15 protein-coding genes are annotated in these 17,856 nt (G+C 47.4%); 7 read left to right on the forward strand and 8 right to left on the reverse strand.

The features are described from left to right. The first annotated feature begins 11 nt into the window (after positions 1 to 11). The 4 genes from surE to METLU_RS27745 all read left to right on the forward strand — a co-directional run bounded on the left by surE (position 12) and on the right by METLU_RS27745 (position 3,093). The gene (surE, locus tag METLU_RS0103105; RefSeq protein ID WP_027156960.1) at positions 12 to 767 is read left to right on the forward strand and encodes a 5'/3'-nucleotidase SurE; all 756 of its coding nucleotides are present in this window, start codon (positions 12 to 14) and stop codon (positions 765 to 767) included. Beyond that, entirely contained in the window at positions 764 to 1,426 is a 663-nt protein-coding gene (locus tag METLU_RS0103110) for a protein-L-isoaspartate(D-aspartate) O-methyltransferase (RefSeq protein WP_027156961.1), read from the forward strand. The genes surE and METLU_RS0103110 overlap by 4 nt, the downstream gene beginning before the upstream one ends. Further along, the gene (locus tag METLU_RS0103115) at positions 1,423 to 2,010 is read left to right on the forward strand and encodes a YqaA family protein (RefSeq protein WP_027156962.1); all 588 of its coding nucleotides are present in this window, start codon (positions 1,423 to 1,425) and stop codon (positions 2,008 to 2,010) included. The genes METLU_RS0103110 and METLU_RS0103115 overlap by 4 nt, the downstream gene beginning before the upstream one ends. A 75-nt stretch (positions 2,011 to 2,085) precedes the next feature. Continuing rightward, positions 2,086 to 3,093, forward strand: coding sequence for a DUF2971 domain-containing protein (locus METLU_RS27745; RefSeq protein ID WP_155920422.1), 1,008 nt, complete (start codon positions 2,086 to 2,088; stop codon positions 3,091 to 3,093). Positions 3,094 to 3,176: 83 nt separating this feature from the next. On the opposite strand, the gene METLU_RS0103130 is transcribed toward METLU_RS27745, so the two are convergent. The 3 genes from METLU_RS0103130 to glgB are packed head-to-tail and all read right to left on the reverse strand — an operon-like array spanning position 3,177 to position 7,681. Next, positions 3,177 to 3,986 carry a hypothetical protein gene (locus tag METLU_RS0103130; protein WP_231383535.1) on the reverse strand — a complete coding sequence of 270 codons (810 nt, stop codon included), beginning with the start codon at positions 3,984 to 3,986 and terminating at the stop codon, positions 3,177 to 3,179. A gap of 52 nt (positions 3,987 to 4,038) precedes the next feature. Beyond that, on the reverse strand, positions 4,039 to 5,484 hold the full coding sequence (gene glgA / locus METLU_RS0103135) for a glycogen synthase GlgA (RefSeq protein WP_027156966.1): 1,446 nt from the start codon (positions 5,482 to 5,484) through the stop codon (positions 4,039 to 4,041). Positions 5,485 to 5,491: 7 nt separating this feature from the next. Continuing rightward, a complete protein-coding gene (glgB, locus tag METLU_RS0103140; RefSeq protein WP_027156967.1) occupies positions 5,492 to 7,681 on the reverse strand; it encodes a 1,4-alpha-glucan branching protein GlgB in 2,190 nt (729 codons plus the stop codon). A 107-nt stretch (positions 7,682 to 7,788) separates the two neighbouring features. On the opposite strand from glgB, the gene glgC reads away from it, so the two are divergent. The 3 genes from glgC to malQ all read left to right on the forward strand — a co-directional run bounded on the left by glgC (position 7,789) and on the right by malQ (position 12,347). Beyond that, positions 7,789 to 9,069, forward strand: coding sequence for a glucose-1-phosphate adenylyltransferase (gene glgC / locus METLU_RS0103145; RefSeq protein ID WP_027156968.1), 1,281 nt, complete (start codon positions 7,789 to 7,791; stop codon positions 9,067 to 9,069). Between the two features lie 102 nt (positions 9,070 to 9,171). Next, on the forward strand, positions 9,172 to 10,866 hold the full coding sequence (locus METLU_RS0103150; RefSeq protein WP_027156969.1) for a glycoside hydrolase family 57 protein: 1,695 nt from the start codon (positions 9,172 to 9,174) through the stop codon (positions 10,864 to 10,866). Positions 10,867 to 10,886: 20 nt separating this feature from the next. Further along, a complete protein-coding gene (gene malQ / locus METLU_RS0103155) occupies positions 10,887 to 12,347 on the forward strand; it encodes a 4-alpha-glucanotransferase (RefSeq protein ID WP_027156970.1) in 1,461 nt (486 codons plus the stop codon). A gap of 42 nt (positions 12,348 to 12,389) precedes the next feature. Here the strand turns inward: malQ and METLU_RS0103160 are convergent, their stop codons facing one another. From METLU_RS0103160 to METLU_RS0103180, 5 genes are all read right to left on the reverse strand, one after another. Further along, positions 12,390 to 13,259: a quinoprotein dehydrogenase-associated putative ABC transporter substrate-binding protein gene (locus METLU_RS0103160; protein ID WP_027156971.1), complete on the reverse strand. Its 870-nt coding sequence runs from the start codon at positions 13,257 to 13,259 to the stop codon at positions 12,390 to 12,392. 291 nt (positions 13,260 to 13,550) lie between these two features. Further along, entirely contained in the window at positions 13,551 to 13,826 is a 276-nt protein-coding gene (locus METLU_RS0103165; RefSeq protein WP_027156972.1) for a hypothetical protein, read from the reverse strand. Positions 13,827 to 13,973: 147 nt separating this feature from the next. After that, positions 13,974 to 15,827, reverse strand: coding sequence for a methanol/ethanol family PQQ-dependent dehydrogenase (locus tag METLU_RS0103170; protein ID WP_027156973.1), 1,854 nt, complete (start codon positions 15,825 to 15,827; stop codon positions 13,974 to 13,976). 511 nt (positions 15,828 to 16,338) lie between these two features. After that, positions 16,339 to 17,064, reverse strand: a complete 726-nt coding sequence (lpxH, locus tag METLU_RS0103175; protein WP_027156974.1) for a UDP-2,3-diacylglucosamine diphosphatase — start codon at positions 17,062 to 17,064, stop codon at positions 16,339 to 16,341. 84 nt (positions 17,065 to 17,148) lie between these two features. Then, positions 17,149 to 17,661: a peptidylprolyl isomerase gene (locus METLU_RS0103180; protein ID WP_407939053.1), complete on the reverse strand. Its 513-nt coding sequence runs from the start codon at positions 17,659 to 17,661 to the stop codon at positions 17,149 to 17,151. Between the last annotated feature and the right edge of the window lie 195 nt (positions 17,662 to 17,856).

Here is a 17,856-nt window from a genome sequence, read left to right on the forward strand (position 1 = left end):
GGCGACTGATAATGCACATTTTGTTAAGTAATGATGACGGGTACTTGGCTGAAGGCCTCTGTGCGCTAGCGGATGCATTGCGTGAATATGCCGACATATCAGTGGTTGCACCGGATAGAAACCGCAGCGCTGCAAGTAATTCCTTAACACTGGAAACGCCTTTACGGATGGCTGTAGCCGACAATGGTTTCGTGAGAGTAGACGGCACACCGACTGACTGCGTGCATCTGGCCATCACGGGACTGCTGGAAAATGAGCCCGACATGGTCTTTGCGGGCATCAATCATGGTTCAAACCTGGGGGATGACGTGCTGTATTCGGGCACCGTCGCCGCTGCAACCGAAGGCCGCTTTCTGGGGCTTCCCGCCATCGCCATTTCCCTGGCATCAAGCAATCCTACCCATTTTGAAACAGCCGCGCATGTGGCGATAACGTTGTTGCGGCAATTGATCAAATATCCTCTGTCACAGGATACCATCCTGAACGTCAATGTGCCCGATGTGACCATAAAAGATCTGAAAGGCTATCAGGCGACGCGATTGGGCCAGCGCCATAAAGCCGAACCGGTAGTCAAGAGTACCGATCCGCGCGGGCGCAGCATTTACTGGGTGGGCCCGCCGGGGGGAGAGCAGGATGCCGGACCCGGAACCGACTTTTACGCCATTAATTCAGGTTATGTGTCAGTTACGCCTCTACAGGTCGATTTAACCTGGTACGAGCGCATCAATGGGTTAAAGGCATGGTTGCCCAAGGAGAACAGCTTGTGATGCAAAGACTGCAAGGAATCGGCATGACTTCCAGGCGTACCCGGGAGCGTATGGCCAACCGCTTATCGCAACAGGGCATTAAAAACAATAAAATTCTCGATGTTATGCGCGATACGCCTCGACATATCTTTATGGATGAAGCACTGTCGAGTCGGGCGTATGAAGATGTGTCCTTGCCGATCGGATACAACCAGACTATTTCCCAGCCTTATATCGTCGCTAGAATGACGGAATTGCTGCTCGAATTCGGCCGCTTGGCAAAAGTGCTTGAGATCGGTACAGGCTGCGGCTATCAGACCGCCATTCTGGCGCAATTAGTCGATCATGTGTATTCCATAGAAAGAATCTGGCCTTTGCAGAAAAAAGCCAAAAGTCACTTGTGGGATTTAAAACTGAAGAACGTCAGTTATTTGCATAACGATGGCATCCTGGGTTGGCCGGAACATGCGCCGTATGACGGCATTCTGGTGGCGGCCGCACCGTCTGAAATTCCGGAAACGCTGCTGCAGCAGATGGCGCTGGGCGGTATTATGGTCATCCCGGTTGGCAAGGCGGGAAATCAGGCGTTACAACGGATAACCCGCATACAAGGCGGATTTGAAGTTGAAGAGTTGGAACCGGTAAGTTTTGTACCTTTTTTATCAGGGAGAGAAATGTGATATTCCAAAAATTATATGACAAGGCACTGGCATGGTCTAAACACCGGCACGCGGCCAAACTTCTATGCGCGGTAAGTTTTGCCGAATCCTCATTTTTTCCGGTGCCGCCCGACATCATGCTGGCGCCAATGGCGCTGTCACAGCCCGATAAAGCGTTCCGATTGGCAATGTTTACCACGATTGCCTCGGTGCTGGGCGGCATGCTGGGCTATACGATTGGCTACTTTATGTTCGACAGCATCGGGCCGTGGCTTGAGACGACCCATTACTGGGACAGTTATTTGCTCGCGAGGAAGTGGTTTGAAGAGTGGGGTTTCTGGGCGATTTTTGTCGCGGGGTTTTCGCCGATTCCCTATAAGGTTTTCACAATTGCGGCCGGGGCGCTGAGCATGGTGTTCGTGCCTTTTGTTCTGGCCTCCTTGATTGGCCGTGGCACGCGCTTTTTTCTGGTGGCCATGTTGCTGGCAGCCGGCGGAGCCAGGCTCGAGTCGAAATTACGTGAATACATGGATAGGCTGGGTTGGGCGACTGTCGGGTTAGTGGTCGTTGGCGCCGGACTCTATAAGCTGTTACAGCAGGGTTGATTTTTTATCAATGTTTGGTGGGTTCGTTTGATTTTAGTTACCGCTCGCCTTTTACCATAACGCTAAACCACGTAAATGAGCATCGAAATCTCATTAAAAAATATATCTTCTATAGAAAAACTAAGAGGACGAAATTCAAATACATTAAAGGTCACAAGAAATGATAATCGAGTTCTATTCATACCAGAAAATGGTGGAAATAGGGATTACCGAGTAGTTCAAGAATGGGTAGCTGCAGGCAATAAAATATTACCACCTCCGCCTAAATCTAAAGCTGAAGATCGGCCAGATACGGCTTTTTTGCCTCATCCAAATCTGAATACCCCTGAAGATTCTCAGATTGTTTGGCGTTATATGAGTTTTGAACAATTCGTTTCTTTACTTTTGAATAAATCTTTATGGTTTGCTCGCGGTAGTATTTTAAAAAATTTAGATAGATATGAAGGGCAGTTGCCTGAGCGAAACCTAAAAATTCCACCTGAAGAACTCATGGTAAAGCTATATCCAGGAGTTAGCCTTAGAGAAGATGAAATAAGGCGTTTTGTTGAGTCTCATCGAATGTTCCAAGAAATAGTTAGAGTAAATACGCTCGTTAACTGCTGGAACATGTTTGATCATGAATCACATTCAATGTGGAAAGTTTATGGAAAAGGCAATAATAGTATCGCGATAAAATCCAATATCGGGGCTCTCAAAAAATCATTCGGAGACTACAGAGATTACGATGTTTTGATAGGTGAGATCAATTATATTGATTATACAAACGAACTGATTGACGAAACTAATTATCTCAATATCCTTTTTCATAAGACTCCATTTTTCAGTGCAGAAAGGGAACTTAGGTGTGTTATTGGAGATGATGGTGACATATCACTTTTTCCCGAAAGTGAGCCATATTTCTGGGGTGGGGAGAAAGACGCAGGGCTATCTCCAGGCGTAAACGTTCCATGCAACTTAGATGACCTATTGTTAGAGGTTGTTATTAACCCTGATGCAGACGCTTGGTTTGGGCCTATAGTAAAAGGAACTTTATCCAAGTTTGGCTATGAAAATGTTGAAGTTTCAAAATCATCTATTCGGTAGCGTGGTAGGCTGGGTTGATAACCCCAGTATTTCGAAGTCGCCCATGCCGGGTTTCCGCTAAAGCTTCAACCCAGCCTACATGATTAATCGATCTTATCGACCTTAACTAAAATACGCAGCCTTTCTTGGCCGGTTTGCCGGATACGCGCAAGATTGCCGCTGTCGCTGCGTTGACTGTCTTCATTGATGCCGCCCAGCTCCACCCATTCGCCCAGCTTGACCCGGATTGTGGTTTGGGCGTTCTGAGTTTCAGTCTGGCCGCGCGTGTTGAGCTTGTCCGACCAGGGTGAAACGTCCAGAATGGCTTGCTCGCCCGAAAGCCTCGGTGTGACGGCCAAGCCCGTCGTCGTTTCTATAAAGCCAGTAGTCGTGGATACTGTCGGGCCATAGCCCGAATCGAAAATCTGTACGCTTTCAGTCGGATGCGCGCTGCCGGCTTGAATGTAAGCCGTATTGCCTTCCAGGGTGCGGATGGTTTGCGTACTTTCGTTGGCGTACTGGTCCTGGGTTTGAGAATAATAGCCGTGTATGCTGGCACGGGCTTTCGACAAATCATCAATCGGGCCACTGATTCTGACTCTGGCCGCTGCATTGAGTTCTTCGGCGGTCAGGTGCCGGCTCTGCACGACCGTAATGACCAGATTGTTCAGCCGGGTGTCCAGTTCACTGACGAGCGCCCTGATTTCAGCCAGCCGTTCCGGCGTGGTTTTGACCACCAGGTTGGAGCCGTTGGCAATTACATGATCGGTGGAGTCAAGCAAGGGGGCGAGTAAGGGCTGTATCTCGGAGGCTGGCCGGTTAGCCAGCGGGATCACTTCAATAATGGACTGCCCTGCAAAGGCAAGCTTGCCGAACAGAAGCATGAAGATCAATAGCAGGCGTGTTCTATTCAACGCAACCTCCAAAGACGAAACACAGTTAAAGGCGGCCGGAATGTCCGTCCTTTTAGGGATGGAGTGAGATGCCCCGATATAATTCCAGATACTGTTCGGCACTGCGTTGCCATGAAAAATCTTTTTTCATGGCATTGGTCTGTAGTTTCTTCCAGACGTCAGGCATGCTGTATAAAATCAGTGTACGCTTGATCGCTTCCATTAGAGCGCCGGAACTGGCGTCGTTGAAGACAATGCCGGTAGCCGTACCATTGCTGATTGTTTCGGGCAGGCTGTCAACAACGCTATCGGCCAGGCCGCCGGTTTTATGAACGACCGGCAAAGTGCCGTAGCGTTGACTGTACATTTGATTGAGGCCGCAGGGCTCAAACCGCGACGGCATCAGGAAAATATCGGCGCCGGCTTCGATAAGATGGGCCAGTGGTTCATCGTAGCCGATAGTGATCGAGATCTTGTCCGGGTACGAATGTGCAAAATTTAGCAATCTTTGTTCAAAGACCTTGTCGCCGCTGCCGAGCAGCACAAATTGCAAGGGCATGGCGGCCATTTCGGAAAGACAATCCAGCAACAGGTCTATGCCTTTTTGCTCAACTAGTCGGCTGATCAGTCCAATGACCGGAACATGCTCGCCAACCGGCAATGATAGTTTTCTTTGCAAGGCTAACTTGTTAAGTTGTTTGTCCAGAAGCGATTCGGCCTGATAGCACTGCTCAATAAGGGGGTCGGTTGTCGGATTCCATTGTTCAATATCAATACCGTTAATGATGCCGCTTAGGACATCCTTGCGATAAGCCAGCAGTCCTTCAAGGCCGTAACCTAGCGCCGGCGTCTGAATTTCCTGAGCATAAGTCGGGCTGACCGTGGTAATACGATCGGCATAAACCAGACCGCCTTTAATGAAGGACAGCATATTATGAAATTCCAGCCCGTAAGGCTGCCATAACTGGCCCGGCAAGTTTAAAGTGGCGGTGCTGCTGCTCGGGAATAAGCCCTGATAGGCCATGTTATGTATGGTGAATACAGTGACAGGCCGGTTGTGCTCCAAGGATAGCAAAGCAGGAACCAGGCCGCTTTGCCAGTCATTACAGTGCACGATATCGGCCTTCCAGTTCAGGTGAGTCCGATCCATGGCGATTTCAACGGCAATACGGCAAAACAAGGCGAAGCGTTCGGCATTATTGGGCCAGTCTTTGCCTTGCTCGTCATGATAAGGGTTGCCCGGATAATTGAAAAATTCGGGATAATCGACCAGCCAGACGATAACCGAGCTATCCGGCATATGCGTTTCAAGAATATTGACATCGCGGTTATCGACGCGTATGGAGCATAGAAAGCGAACATCGCCATGGGTTTTTATGGCCTGATAATTGGGCATGAGCAGGCGTACGTCTTGTGATAACTCAGCCAATGCTTTGGGCAGGCTGCCTGAAACATCAGCGAGGCCCCCGGTTTTAATCAAAGGATGTGCCTCACTGGTGACAAAAAGTATTTTTTTCATATCTTGTTTATGCAATCCTTTGTGACTTTAAGATGATGGCTCCTAAGGGGGGCAAAGTCAGGCTGATGGAATGGGGTTGATTCATCCAGGTGACAGGCTCTGATGTCACTTGGCCATTGCCGACATTGCTGCCGTCATAATAGGTGGAATCGGAGTTGAAGATTTCAGTGTAGGTGTCGGCTTGCGGAACGCCGATCCGGTATTGCTCTCTGATGACCGGCGTAAAGTTAAGAATGATGTACAGATCCTCGTGATCACTTTTACGGCGGTAACTGATGATGGATTGCTGTACGTCATGACAGTCAATCCATTCAAATCCATGATGATCAAAATCATGCGTGTATAAAGCCGGATGTTTTTTATAGAGGATGTTCAAGTCTTTAATCAGCTTTTGCACACCGCGATGGTGCGCATAATCCAATACGTACCAGTCCAGGGCCCGGTTGAAATTCCATTCCGTGCCTTGTCCGAACTCACAGCCCATAAACAGCAGTTTTTTGCCCGGGTAGGTATACATGTAGGTATATAACAGCCGCAGATTGGCAAAGCGTTGCCATTCGTCGCCGGGCATTTTGTTGATTAAAGAGCCTTTGCCATGCACGACCTCGTCATGCGAGAAGGGCAGGGCAAAGTTTTCGGTAAATGCATAAAGCATTCCGAAGGTGAGCTGATCATGATGGTACTTGCGGTGGATAGATTCCTGGCTCATATAGGCCAGAGTGTCGTGCATCCAGCCCATGTTCCATTTCATGGAGAACCCCAGTCCGCCGGTCCAGGTCGGCCGCGTCACTTGCGGCCAGGACGTGGATTCCTCTGCCATGATGACCGTGCCGGGGTGCTGGTCGTGCGTGACTGTATTGAGTTCTTTCAGAAACTCGATGGCTTCCAGATTCTCGTTGCCGCCATACATGTTCGGAATCCAGTCATTTGGGCCGCGGGAATAGTCCAGATAGAGCATTGAGGCCACCGCATCAACTCTCAGACCGTCGAGATGGAATTCCTCCAGCCAGAAGATGGCGCTGGACAGCAGGAAGTTTTTTACTTCGTTGCGGCCGTAGTTATAGATCAGCGTGCCCCAGTCGCGGTGTTCGCCTTTACGCGGGTCTTCATGCTCATAAAGCGCGCTGCCGTCAAAACGGGCCAGGGCAAAGTAATCCTTGGGGAAATGTGCTGGCACCCAGTCCAGAATGACGCCTATGTCATTTTGATGGCAGGTATCGATGAAATAGCGGAAGTCATTGGGGGTTCCGTAGCGACTGGTTGGCGCGAAGTAGCCGGTGGTTTGATAACCCCATGACGCGTCCAGGGGGTGTTCGGTCACGGGCAGTAATTCAATATGGGTGAAGCCCATTTCTTTCACATAGTCGACGAGTTGTACGGCCAGTGTCCGATAATTGAGGAAGTTGCCCTGGGCATCGCGTTTCCATGAGCCTAGATGGACTTCATAGATTGACATGGGTTCATGCAGCCAGTCATGACTTGTGCTGCGCTGGTTCATCCACTGATGGTCCTGCCATTGATAGCTTTTTTCGTCGACGACAATGGATGAAGTTTTCGGACGAAATTCAAATTGCTGTCCGTAAGGGTCGGTTTTGATCAGAACTTCATTGCTCTGCCGGTTCAATATTTCAAACTTGTATAAACAGCCGGCGTTCAGGCCCGGTATGAAAAGTTCCCAGATGCCGCTGTTGCCGAGATTTCGCATCGGGTGGCAACGGCCGTCCCAGAGATTGAAATCACCAATTACGCTAACCCGGCCGGCATTGGGCGCCCAGACGGTGAATGACACGCCCTCAATGTCGTCAACGTTATGCAGATGAGCGCCCAGTTTCTGGTAGATATGCCAGTGGCGGCCTTCTCCGAATAAATACCGGTCAAATTCGGATAGCTGCACAGGAAAATCATACGGATCATAATTCTCGTGCGGATAACCGTCTTTATCTGTCCAGGACAGTTTATAATGTGTTGGCAGTTCTTTATTTTCGGCGTTATATTCGAAAAAGTCCGTGCCGGTTATTCGCTGGAACGCAGGGCCATCATTACCCAGGCGTACTGATTCGGCGTAAGGTAGGTAAACTTTAATCTGAGTTGACTTGTTTTTTTGATGGCGGCCCAAAATCGAAAAAGGGTCATGATGCCTGGCTTCTATTATTTTAATAGAATCGGAGTCAAGCGTATTGGTCGACTGCTTTTTCACTTTGAATGCCCTCAGAATAGTAAGATAATGATTTCGTGATAATGATTTTGTAAATATTACCAAAAATTAAATAACAGTTGTGAGCCTATTCCACATGGAGATCAAAAATGTCAGCGTCCAGTAATCAGCATCATGATCGTTTTGTCAGTCATTTAACACGTAATACAATTGCTTTAATACTAGCCGGTGGTCGTGGTTCTCGATTGGAGAATATGACGGACTGGCGCGCCAAGCCTGCCGTTCCTTTCGGCGGCAAGTTCAGGATCATTGATTTTCCGCTGTCCAACTGTATCAATTCCGGCATTCGTAAAGTAGGCGTTTTGACCCAATACAAAGCCGATTCCCTGATTCGCCATATCCAGCAGGGATGGGGTTTTTTGCGCGGTGAATTTGGTGAGTATGTCGACTTGATGCCGGCTCAGCAAAGGCATGATGAAGGTTCCTGGTACGCAGGGACTGCCGATGCGATTTATCAAAACATCGACATTCTGCGCAGCCGCAGGCCGGAATTCATTCTCGTGCTGGCCGGTGATCATATCTATAAAATGGATTACGGCCCCATGCTGGCCGATCATGTCGAAAAAAATGCCGATCTAACGATAGGCTGCATAGAAGTTTCGTTGAAGGATGCAACGGCTTTTGGGGTCATGGATGTCGATACCAACCGGCGCGTTAGAGCTTTCGTGGAAAAACCGAAAAATCCGCCTATCATGCCGGGCAGAACCGATACTGCACTGGCGTCGATGGGGATTTATATTTTCAACGCCGGTTTTTTGTATGAACAATTGATCAAGGACGCCGATACGCGGGGGTCAAGCCGTGATTTCGGTAAGGATATTATTCCGAATGTTATTGATAAATATGTGGTGAATGCTTATCCGTTCCTGGATTTGCAAAGCGGCGAACAAAGTTACTGGCGTGATGTGGGTACGATAGATGCGTACTGGTCCGCTAATATGGAGTTGATTGGCGTTAAGCCGGATCTGAATCTCTATGACAAGAGCTGGCCGATCTGGACTTACCAGGTACAGGCGCCACCGGCCAAATTTGTTTTTGATAATGACAAGCGGCGTGGAATGGCCGTCGATTCCATGGTGTCTGGCGGATGTGTGATTTCCGGATCGACGGTCAGGCATTCCTTGTTGTTTTCTAACGTTAGAGTTAATTCCTATACAACCTTGAAGGATACAATTGTTCTGCCTGAGGTCAATATCGCCCGTCATTGCCGTATCACGAAAGCTATTATAGAAAAAGGCTGCGAAGTGCCGGAAGGTACTGTGATCGGCGAAAACAGGGAAGAAGATGAAAAAAGATTTTATGTCAGCCCCGGCGGGGTCGTGTTAGTGACGCCAGATATGCTGGGGCTTCGAAGGCACTATGTCAGATAAGCGGTGAAGTTCTTCAGGGGACTGAGGAAGAAAGGTTTCATGTTATCCCGATGAGGTGGTTTTAATTACGCCAGATAAGACAAGGACAAAGCAGACGACATTATGTTTGATAAAAAGAAATTGAAATTAGTATTGTGCTGGCATATGCATCAGCCGGAATATAGAGACTTACAGACAGGCGAATATAAACTGCCGTGGACGTATCTCCATGTGATTAAGGATTATGTTGATATGGTGGCGCATCTGGAAGCCGTGCCCAAAGCCAAGGCCGTAGTAAACTTTGCTCCTATCTTGCTGGAGCAGATAGAGGACTATGCCAAGCAGGTCAGTAGTTATTTGCATGATGGTATTTCAATTACTGACCCGCTATTGGCGGCGCTGGTCGAGCCGAGCATTCCAGCCGATCCCGAAGCTCGCTTGAAGTTGATTAAGGACTGTATGCGTGCCAACCGGGAGCGGCAAATCAATCGTTATCCGGCGTTTAAAAAATTGGTTGAGATGGCTGAATGGCTTGAGCACCATTATGAGTCTTTAAATTACGTCAATTCTCAATTTATCAGTGACATTCTAGTCTGGTATCACCTGGCCTGGATAGGGGAAACCGTCAAGTTAGCGGACATCAGAGTCAAGCGCTTGATAGAAAAAGGCGCCGGTTATACGCTGCATGAAAGACTGGAAATCCTGGAAATTATAGGCGAGCAACTGGCCAACGTCATTCTCAGGTATAAGGTATTGGCCAGAAAAGGCCAGATTGAGCTGTCGGTAACGCCTTATGCGCATCCTATCATGCCGCTTTTATTGGATTTGAACTCCACGCATGAGGCCATGCCTCATGCGCCGCTACCGGAACTGGATGCTTATCCGGGCGGAGAAGAGCGAGTCAGATGGCATCTCGAAAAAGGCGTGCAGACCTTTAAACGCTTTTTTGGTTTTAAACCGAAAGGATGTTGGCCTTCAGAAGGCAGTATCAGCGAACAGACGTTGAAAATACTGGATGATGTCGGTTTTGACTGGGCGGCAAGCGGCGGCTCGGTGGCGCATAACAGTTTAAATCTGGTTGAAGACGCGGAAAAGCCAAGCATACATCACGCTTTTATGCTTCGAGATACCGATATCGCCTGTTTTTTCCGCGATGACGGATTATCCGACCTGATCGGTTTTGAGTATTCCAAATGGCATGCCGATGATGCTGTCAGCGATTTGATTCATCATCTGGAAAATATTGCCATGCATGAGCCGGATGATACAGTCGTTCCCATCATTATGGATGGCGAGAATGCCTGGGAATATTTTCCTGCTAACGGTTACTATTTTCTTAGCGCTTTATATAAACGATTATCCAGTCATCCGGGGATTGAATTAACTACTTTTTCAGAATGCCTGAAAAATAGGGTAGAGGTTAAGCCTTTGTCCAGATTGGTTGCCGGCAGTTGGGTCTATGGTACTTTTTCAACGTGGATAGGCGATGTCGACAAAAATCGGGGATGGGATATGCTCGGTGACGTTAAATGGGCATTTGATAAAGTCGTTTCCACAGGACGCTTGACTGACGAACAAGTACAGAAGGCTGAGTTTCAGCTCGCAGTTTGCGAGGGTTCCGACTGGTTTTGGTGGTTTGGCGATTACAATCCCGGCGAAGCGGTCAGCAATTTTGAAAAACAGTTCCGGCTCAATTTGACCAATTTGTACAGGTTATTAGGTGAGGAACCGCCGGCTTATCTGTCCATGTCATTTACCCAGGGTTCAGGCGCTCCTGCTATGGGCGGCGCCATGCGGCCCGGCATTGAACACATTTAAATATATTAAGCAGGAATGACATGTTAAGCAAACGCCGCGCCGGCATACTGTTGCATATTTCATCATTGCCAGGTGCTGGCAGTCTGGGGGACTTGGGTCAGGAAGCGTATCATTTTGTTAATTTTCTAGCGGATGCCGGCATCGCCGTATGGCAAACGCTACCCTTGGGCATGACCCATGCGGATCGTTCGCCTTATCAATGTTTATCGGCACACGCCGGTAATCCGTCATTTATTAATATGGATTGGTTGGCTGATAAAGGCTGGTTGCAGTTATCCAGTCAAATCTATCAGAATGCTTCGAATTCCGACAAGGGCTACTTGATGGCATTGGCTTTTCAAGAGTTTCTGGAACGTGCCGAGACACAGGATAAAGAACAGTTTGCGGATTTTTGTGAGGCTCAGGCGTTCTGGCTCGATGATTTTGCCGTATTTATTGCGCTCCGGAATGAGTTTAATCAACTGTGCTGGAATCAGTGGCCAGAGCACTTCAAGGAAAGAGACGTAAAAGCGATTAAAGAAGCCCGTCGTCGTTTAAATACGGAAATTGAGAGAATTAAATTCGAACAATATATCTTTTTCAGGCAATGGCTGGAATTAAAGGCTTACGCTAATCAGCACGGCGTGCTGTTATTCGGCGATATTCCGATTTTCGTGTCTTATGACAGCGCTGACGTGTGGGCTAATCGCCAGGTTTTTAAACTCGACGAGTCCGGTCAAATGTCCGTGGTGACAGGTGTGCCGCCCGATTATTTTTCCGCTACAGGCCAGCGCTGGGGAAATCCCCATTATGACTGGGAATATCTGAAGGATACCGGATTTCACTGGTGGGTTGAGCGTATGCATACGCAGCTCGAGCTGTTCGACATTTTGCGCATCGATCATTTCCGAGGACTCGAGGCAGCCTGGGAGATACCGGCCGAGGAAGAGACGGCGATTCATGGCCAGTGGGTTAAGGCTCCGGGAAAAGACCTGCTGAACGCCATAAAAGCTGAACATGGATCGATTCCATTGGTTGCCGAGGATTTGGGCATTATTACTCCTGAAGTCGTGGAATTGCGGGACGAATTTGAACTGCCGGGCATGAAGATTCTGCAATTTGCTTTCGGTAGCGGGCCTGATAATCCTTATTTACCGAATAACTATGAAAAAAACTGCGTGGTTTATACCGGCACTCACGACAATGATACGACTTTAGGCTGGTCGCAAGCGTTGAGTGAGGAGGAAAAAAGATTCGTCTATGAATATCTCGGTAACCCCGCAATGCCTTTGCACTGTGCTCTGATACACGCCGCGCTGGCATCGGTTGCTAATTTGGCGATTATTCCTATGCAGGATATTCTGGAGCTGGATTCCAGTCATCGGATGAACGTTCCCGGTACTATTGAGGGCAATTGGCAATGGCGCTTTCAATGGGGGCAATTGTCACATGAGCGGGCTACCAGATTGGCTCATCTTATCAAATTGTTTAATCGCAATTAACACAAGGCGACCAATCAAGGTCGCCTTTAGAATCAAGACTATTTAGTCATCATCTTCGCGTTTCACCTGTTTCGGTATCGGCAATAAGGGAACGTTATAGCTTTTAATGATTGCCTGAATCTGGTCTGCTTTGGCGACAATCAGTTTATTGAGCGTTTCCTGTCTGGCCTTGTCGCCATAGCGCACGCCCATCGCCATTGAGAAATCGAATTTCATGCCGGGGGCCGATTGCATCGGAATCATCGTATAACTGTTCTTTGAGCTTTGTGAGATGACATAGCCGGCCATCGGTCCCCAAAGAATAACCATGTCGATCTTTTTCGCATTTATATCATTGAGTATCTGCATGGCCACGTTATTTTCCGCATCACCCGACATGGATTGATAGGGAATACCTTGGTCAAGCAGGCCGTTTTTTTGCAGCCAGGCTGTTCCTGGGCCTCGATCAAACATGGCAATCCGCAGATCTTCCTCACGTTCCGGCGACAAATCGGCCAACTGCGAGGCATCCTTTATGTCATCCCATCCGCGGCCCTTGGCAATCAACAGCACATAAGTCGAATGGTAGTAGGGCACTGTCGTTAACGTGAGGTCATAGTCGGCAGGAACGCCCATGATGACATCGCACTTAAACTCTTTACTGTCTACATCGTCTTCTTTTAATGGCGCGTTCAAGGTATTGCGAACAAAGCCGATGCGTTGAGGAAGCCATGTGTATTCAAGCGTCTGGCCGAGTTCCTTGGCGAACAGTTCGGCGATTTTATTTTCAAAGCCGTCCTGATTTTTAGTCGAATAAGGCGGGTTCAATGGATCCGCGCAGACTTTGAATTTTTCTTCCGCCGCGGCCGAAAGCGTCACTGCGGTTAGAAATAATCCGGCAAGTACTTTATTAATCTGATGCGAAGCCCGCATTAAGTTCTCCTTGTGTAAATTGAACAATAAGAATCACTAGTTTACTGTATAACGATTTGTTATTTAAACAAAAAATTAGTTCAATGCAGTGATTGGAACTAGTCAGGTAGAATCGTATCCGGCTTAATATTAAGTTCAGCGAAGATTTTCGTTAACAGTTTTTTTCTTCATCAATAATTCTGTGCCTTAATCCATAAGGATATTGGGTCGTGCAGGCTGCGGCAATATCCAAGCAGTACTCAAAAATTGTTGAGTGTCTTTGCGCGGGTAGTGCTCTAGACACAGTTGATCTTAATTCTGCCAGCAAACGGGCAGAAGGCCGGTTATGAGCAAAGCGATTAAGGAAAGCATTGGCATCTTCAATGCTGACTGCTGAATGCTTGCTATGCGATCTAAAAAAACAATATGTTCGATAAGAAAGTTGTAGTGAATCCTTAATTCTCCAGGCTGATTTTCGCCATTGACCCATATGATCTCAATTAATGGAATCAAATTCAGAAAATAAAAATCGGCAGGGCACGGGTTGAACTCAGTCATTAACTGATCGAATGCATGTTGCGGTGACATAGAATTTCTTATGATAAGGATAGAAAAGTCTAACTATAGCTTAGGTTTATATTATGTCCAGCTTAAGAAATTGATTGGCAAAAAAAAGCCCTGACCGATTACCGGTCAGGGCTTTTCAGGATCAACCTAAAAAATCAGATCGATTTATTAATTAGGTAATGCGAATACAGTTAATGTACCACCTAATTTAGTGAAAGAGCTCAAGCTTCTGTATGCGCCAACAGCACCTAAACCTTCAGAGTTTGAGTTTTCTTCACCGGTGTCAAGACCTGCTGCGATACCGATACCAGCCCAGCCGCCGATACCTGACAGAACGCCAACATATTGTTTGCCGTTGTATTCCCAAGTATTAACGTTGCCGATGATGCCGGAAGGTGTTTTGAATTTGTACAATTCTTTACCGGTTTTAGCATCAACTGCTTTCAGGTAGCCTTCAAGAGTACCGTAGAACACAACGCCACCGGATGTAGCAACAGAACCTGACCATACAGAGAATTGCTCTTTGTTGGACCAGACGATTTTACCGGTTTTAGCGTCATACGCTGTAAACTGACCTAGGTTGGTTGAGTTGTCGGGTTTGCCTGTGAGAACGTCTGCACCAGCAGGTTCCATGGTCAGGGTGGCACCTACATAAGGCTGGCCGGCTGTGTATGAAACTTCGAATGGTTCGTAGTTCATGCACAAGTGGTTGCCAGAGATATAGAACAGGCCGGTGTCAGGAGAGTAAGACACTGGTTGTTGGTTTTTGCTGCCCAATGCAGCAGGGCAAACGCCTTCAGTGGTTACGTCTTCACCGTTTTGTTCGGTAGAGTATTTTGAAACAACTTGAGGACGACCTGTTTTCATGTCAACGTGGGTAGCCCAGTTGACGGATTTGTCGAATTTTTCAGCAACCAGCAATTCGCCAGTTTCACGATCTAACGTGTAGCCAAAACCATTGCGGTCGAAATGCACGATAGTTTTGTGCATTTTGCCTTTGACTTCCTGGTCAACCAGAACAGTTTCGTTGATGCCGTCGAAATCCCACTCATCGTGAGGAGTCATTTGGTAAACCCATTTAACTTCCCCGGTGTCAGCGTCACGAGCCCATAAAGACATAGACCATTTGTTGTCGCCAGGACGTTGTGTAGGGTTCCATGTGGACGGGTTGCCTGATCCGTAATACACCAGGTTCAGTTTAGGGTCATAGCTGTACCAGCCCCAGGTTGTACCGCCGCCGATTTTCCATTGGTCGCCTTCCCAGGTGCCTGTGCTTGAATTTTCGCCAACAGGAGTAACTTTGCCGTCTTTCCAGGTTGTTGTCTTTTTAGGATCGATCAGCGTATCGCCGTCTGGACCCATGCTGTAGCCTTTCCATGCCAATTCGCCGGTTCTGATGTCATAAGCGGCCAGGAAGCCACGAACACCGAACTCACCGCCAGAAATACCGGTCAGCACTTTGTCTTTAACAACTAATGGAGCTTGAGTGTTGGTCATACCCAGTTTAGGGTCGCCGTTTTGTACGCTCCATACGCGTTTGCCGGTTTTAGCATCTAAAGCCGTTAACACGGTATCGGATTGCTGTAAGAAAATTTTGCCGTCGCCGTAAGCTAAACCACGGTTAACAGTGTCGCAGCACATAACCGGAATAGTAACGTCAGCGTCTTGTGTAGGAGTGAATTCCCAAATTACAGATTGAGTTTTTTGGTCAATCGCGTAAACAGTGTTGGGGAATGGGGTATGGATGTAAAGCACATCGTTAACCACCAGCGGGCCGCCTTCATGACCACGTAATACGCCTGTAGAGAAAGACCATGCAGGCTGCAGATTTTTAACGTTGTTGACGTTGATCTGATTCAATTTGCTGTAGCGAGTACCGGCGTAGTCACCACCCCACGTAGCCCAGTTAGCCGGGTTTTGAGTCAGTTTTTCAACTTCGCTGTTAGCAGTTGAAACCGCTGGAGCAGCTAATATAGCAGCCACACTTGAAGCAAGCAGCCAACTTTTTAAAGGCTTCTTCATATATATTTCTCCTGATATTCTGTTAATTAGACAGAATACTGATTATGTTTTTTTAAGACTAATATTAGTTTTAAAGCATTAGGGTGACTTTTTCTATCTCTTTAATAAGGAATTTTTCCTGGTCACACCAGACGCTTAAATTTAATGATTTTACCCCAAAAGTCAACTCTTAAGGTGGTTATAAGGTCTTTTCTGCGTTCTTGCTCGACACAAAATCGTAGAAAGTGACTGACACTAATTTACTCAGAGTAAAACGCATGCTCTATACAACTGCCTGAAATGCTAATGATTATTTTAAGTTTGTCGGCTTGGCGATGTGTGACAAATTTATGTCGTTATATAAGCTTGCTTATGCGGTTTGCTTGAACTGATGAGCTTGAGTCTGGCCGTGTTTCATTTGCCTAATAATTTTCTAAAGGATTACTTCCTATCTGGTCACGGTGAGTTCGTTACGCTAGAACAGTAATTAATCCGGATATCAGACCATAGGAAGCCGCTTCAAGCTGATTGGTTAAATGGCTTCTATGCTGTAACCGTTGCGATTCCAGCACAAAACTTCGGCCGCATCCCTTCTCCAGGCAGAAAGTACAAAGCGTTGGGCAGGCTGTCCGTCTATTTCAAAGTTATGAATGCCGGGTCGGTGAGTATGTCCATGAATCAGGCGCAAGCTGTTGTGTTCCCGCATGACAGCCTCTACCGCATTTTGATTGACGTCCATGATTTCCTGCGTTTTTTTGCGTTTATGAAAGTGGCTGCGAAAACGGTACCAGCGCGCCATCAGTAAGCGCAGGAGTAGTGGTTTAGATAAGACATAGCGCTTCCATTCCGGCGTATGTGATTTTGCTCTAAAAGCCTGATAGGGCAGGTCGTCGGTGCAGAGTAAATCGCCGTGTGTGAGCAAGGTAGGCATGTCATAAAGATCAATGACTATATAATCATCCATCAAGATCACGCCGGTCTCCTGGCAGAACTTATCGCCCAGCAGGAAATCACGGTTGCCTTGCTGTAAATAAACTTTTGTGCCCGAATCAGTCAGTTGTTTCAGCTGTTTCCGAATCTTGTTGTTGGGCGGGGTAGGGTCGTCATCACCTATCCAGGCATCGAAAAGATCGCCCAGAATATAAACTGCCGCAGCCTTGGATGCTCGCTTTTCAAGAAAGGCAAGAAAACGGCGCGTAATTTCAGGTTTATCCAGGGAGATATGCAGATCTGAAATGAATAGAATGTCTTTATTCATGAAGAAACAGGTGAAAAAGCCCAAGGCAAAACCGGATTCAGCCTTGGGCTTTCAATTGCTCGTCTTTAGTTTTTATCTTGATGATTATTTAATGACTTCAGCTTTTTCAATCACGATGTCGGTCTTAGGCACGTCCTGATGCGGACCGCGGTTACCTGTGGGCTGCTTGGCCATGGCGTCGACTACGTCCATGCCTTCGATCACTTCGCCAAAAACGGCATAACCCCAGCCATTAGGCGTCGGGCTGGTGTGGTTCAGGAATGAGTTATCTTTATAATTGATAAAAAACTGCGCAGTTGCAGAGTCGGGATCTGGTGTGCGTGCCATGGCGATTGTGCCGCGACTATTGGGCAGGCCATTATTGGCTTCGTTTTTGATGGGAGCATGCACGGCTTTTTGGTTGAAGCTGGTATCGAAACCGCCGCCTTGCGCCATAAAGCCTGGAATAATGCGATGGAAAATAGTGCCGTTGTAAAAGCCTTCGTTAACATAAGTCAGAAAATTTGCCGATGAAACGGGCGCTTTTTCAGGATTCAGCTGAATAACGATTTCACCGAGTGTTGTTGTTAATTTAACTTTGGTTTGTGTGTCAGACATTTTGTTTTCCGTTGCAAAAGAAAGTGTTGTTAGAGACAGCATCATGAAAAGAATGAAGACGCGCATGGGATTTCCTTATGAGTGATGCAAATGCCAGATTCTATGTGTTTTTATCTTGAAAGAGAAGTATGTGCTTGGTAAATTGTGCGATTTTGTTTATAAACTTACACAATTTCATCTGGCGCTCTGTCTTGC

The sequence above is a fragment of the Methylobacter luteus IMV-B-3098 genome (genome assembly GCF_000427625.1).
Taxonomy (GTDB): domain Bacteria; phylum Pseudomonadota; class Gammaproteobacteria; order Methylococcales; family Methylomonadaceae; genus Methylobacter; species Methylobacter luteus.

What these genes read in the sequence shown, in the direction of transcription:
- METLU_RS0103150 (WP_027156969.1), top strand. Translation starts at nt 9,172, where the DNA reads ATGTTTGATAAAAAGAAATTGAAATTAGTATTGTGCTGGCATATGCAT.
- glgA (WP_027156966.1), bottom strand. Translation starts at nt 5,484, where the DNA reads ATGAAAAAAATACTTTTTGTCACCAGTGAGGCACATCCTTTGATTAAA.
- surE (WP_027156960.1), top strand. Translation starts at nt 12, where the DNA reads ATGCACATTTTGTTAAGTAATGATGACGGGTACTTGGCTGAAGGCCTC.
- METLU_RS0103170 (WP_027156973.1), bottom strand. Translation starts at nt 15,827, where the DNA reads ATGAAGAAGCCTTTAAAAAGTTGGCTGCTTGCTTCAAGTGTGGCTGCT.
- malQ (WP_027156970.1), top strand. Translation starts at nt 10,887, where the DNA reads ATGTTAAGCAAACGCCGCGCCGGCATACTGTTGCATATTTCATCATTG.
- METLU_RS0103165 (WP_027156972.1), bottom strand. Translation starts at nt 13,826, where the DNA reads ATGTCACCGCAACATGCATTCGATCAGTTAATGACTGAGTTCAACCCG.
- METLU_RS27745 (WP_155920422.1), top strand. Translation starts at nt 2,086, where the DNA reads ATGAGCATCGAAATCTCATTAAAAAATATATCTTCTATAGAAAAACTA.
- METLU_RS0103180 (WP_407939053.1), bottom strand. Translation starts at nt 17,661, where the DNA reads ATGTCTGACACACAAACCAAAGTTAAATTAACAACAACACTCGGTGAA.
- METLU_RS0103160 (WP_027156971.1), bottom strand. Translation starts at nt 13,259, where the DNA reads ATGCGGGCTTCGCATCAGATTAATAAAGTACTTGCCGGATTATTTCTA.
- lpxH (WP_027156974.1), bottom strand. Translation starts at nt 17,064, where the DNA reads ATGAATAAAGACATTCTATTCATTTCAGATCTGCATATCTCCCTGGAT.
- glgC (WP_027156968.1), top strand. Translation starts at nt 7,789, where the DNA reads ATGTCAGCGTCCAGTAATCAGCATCATGATCGTTTTGTCAGTCATTTA.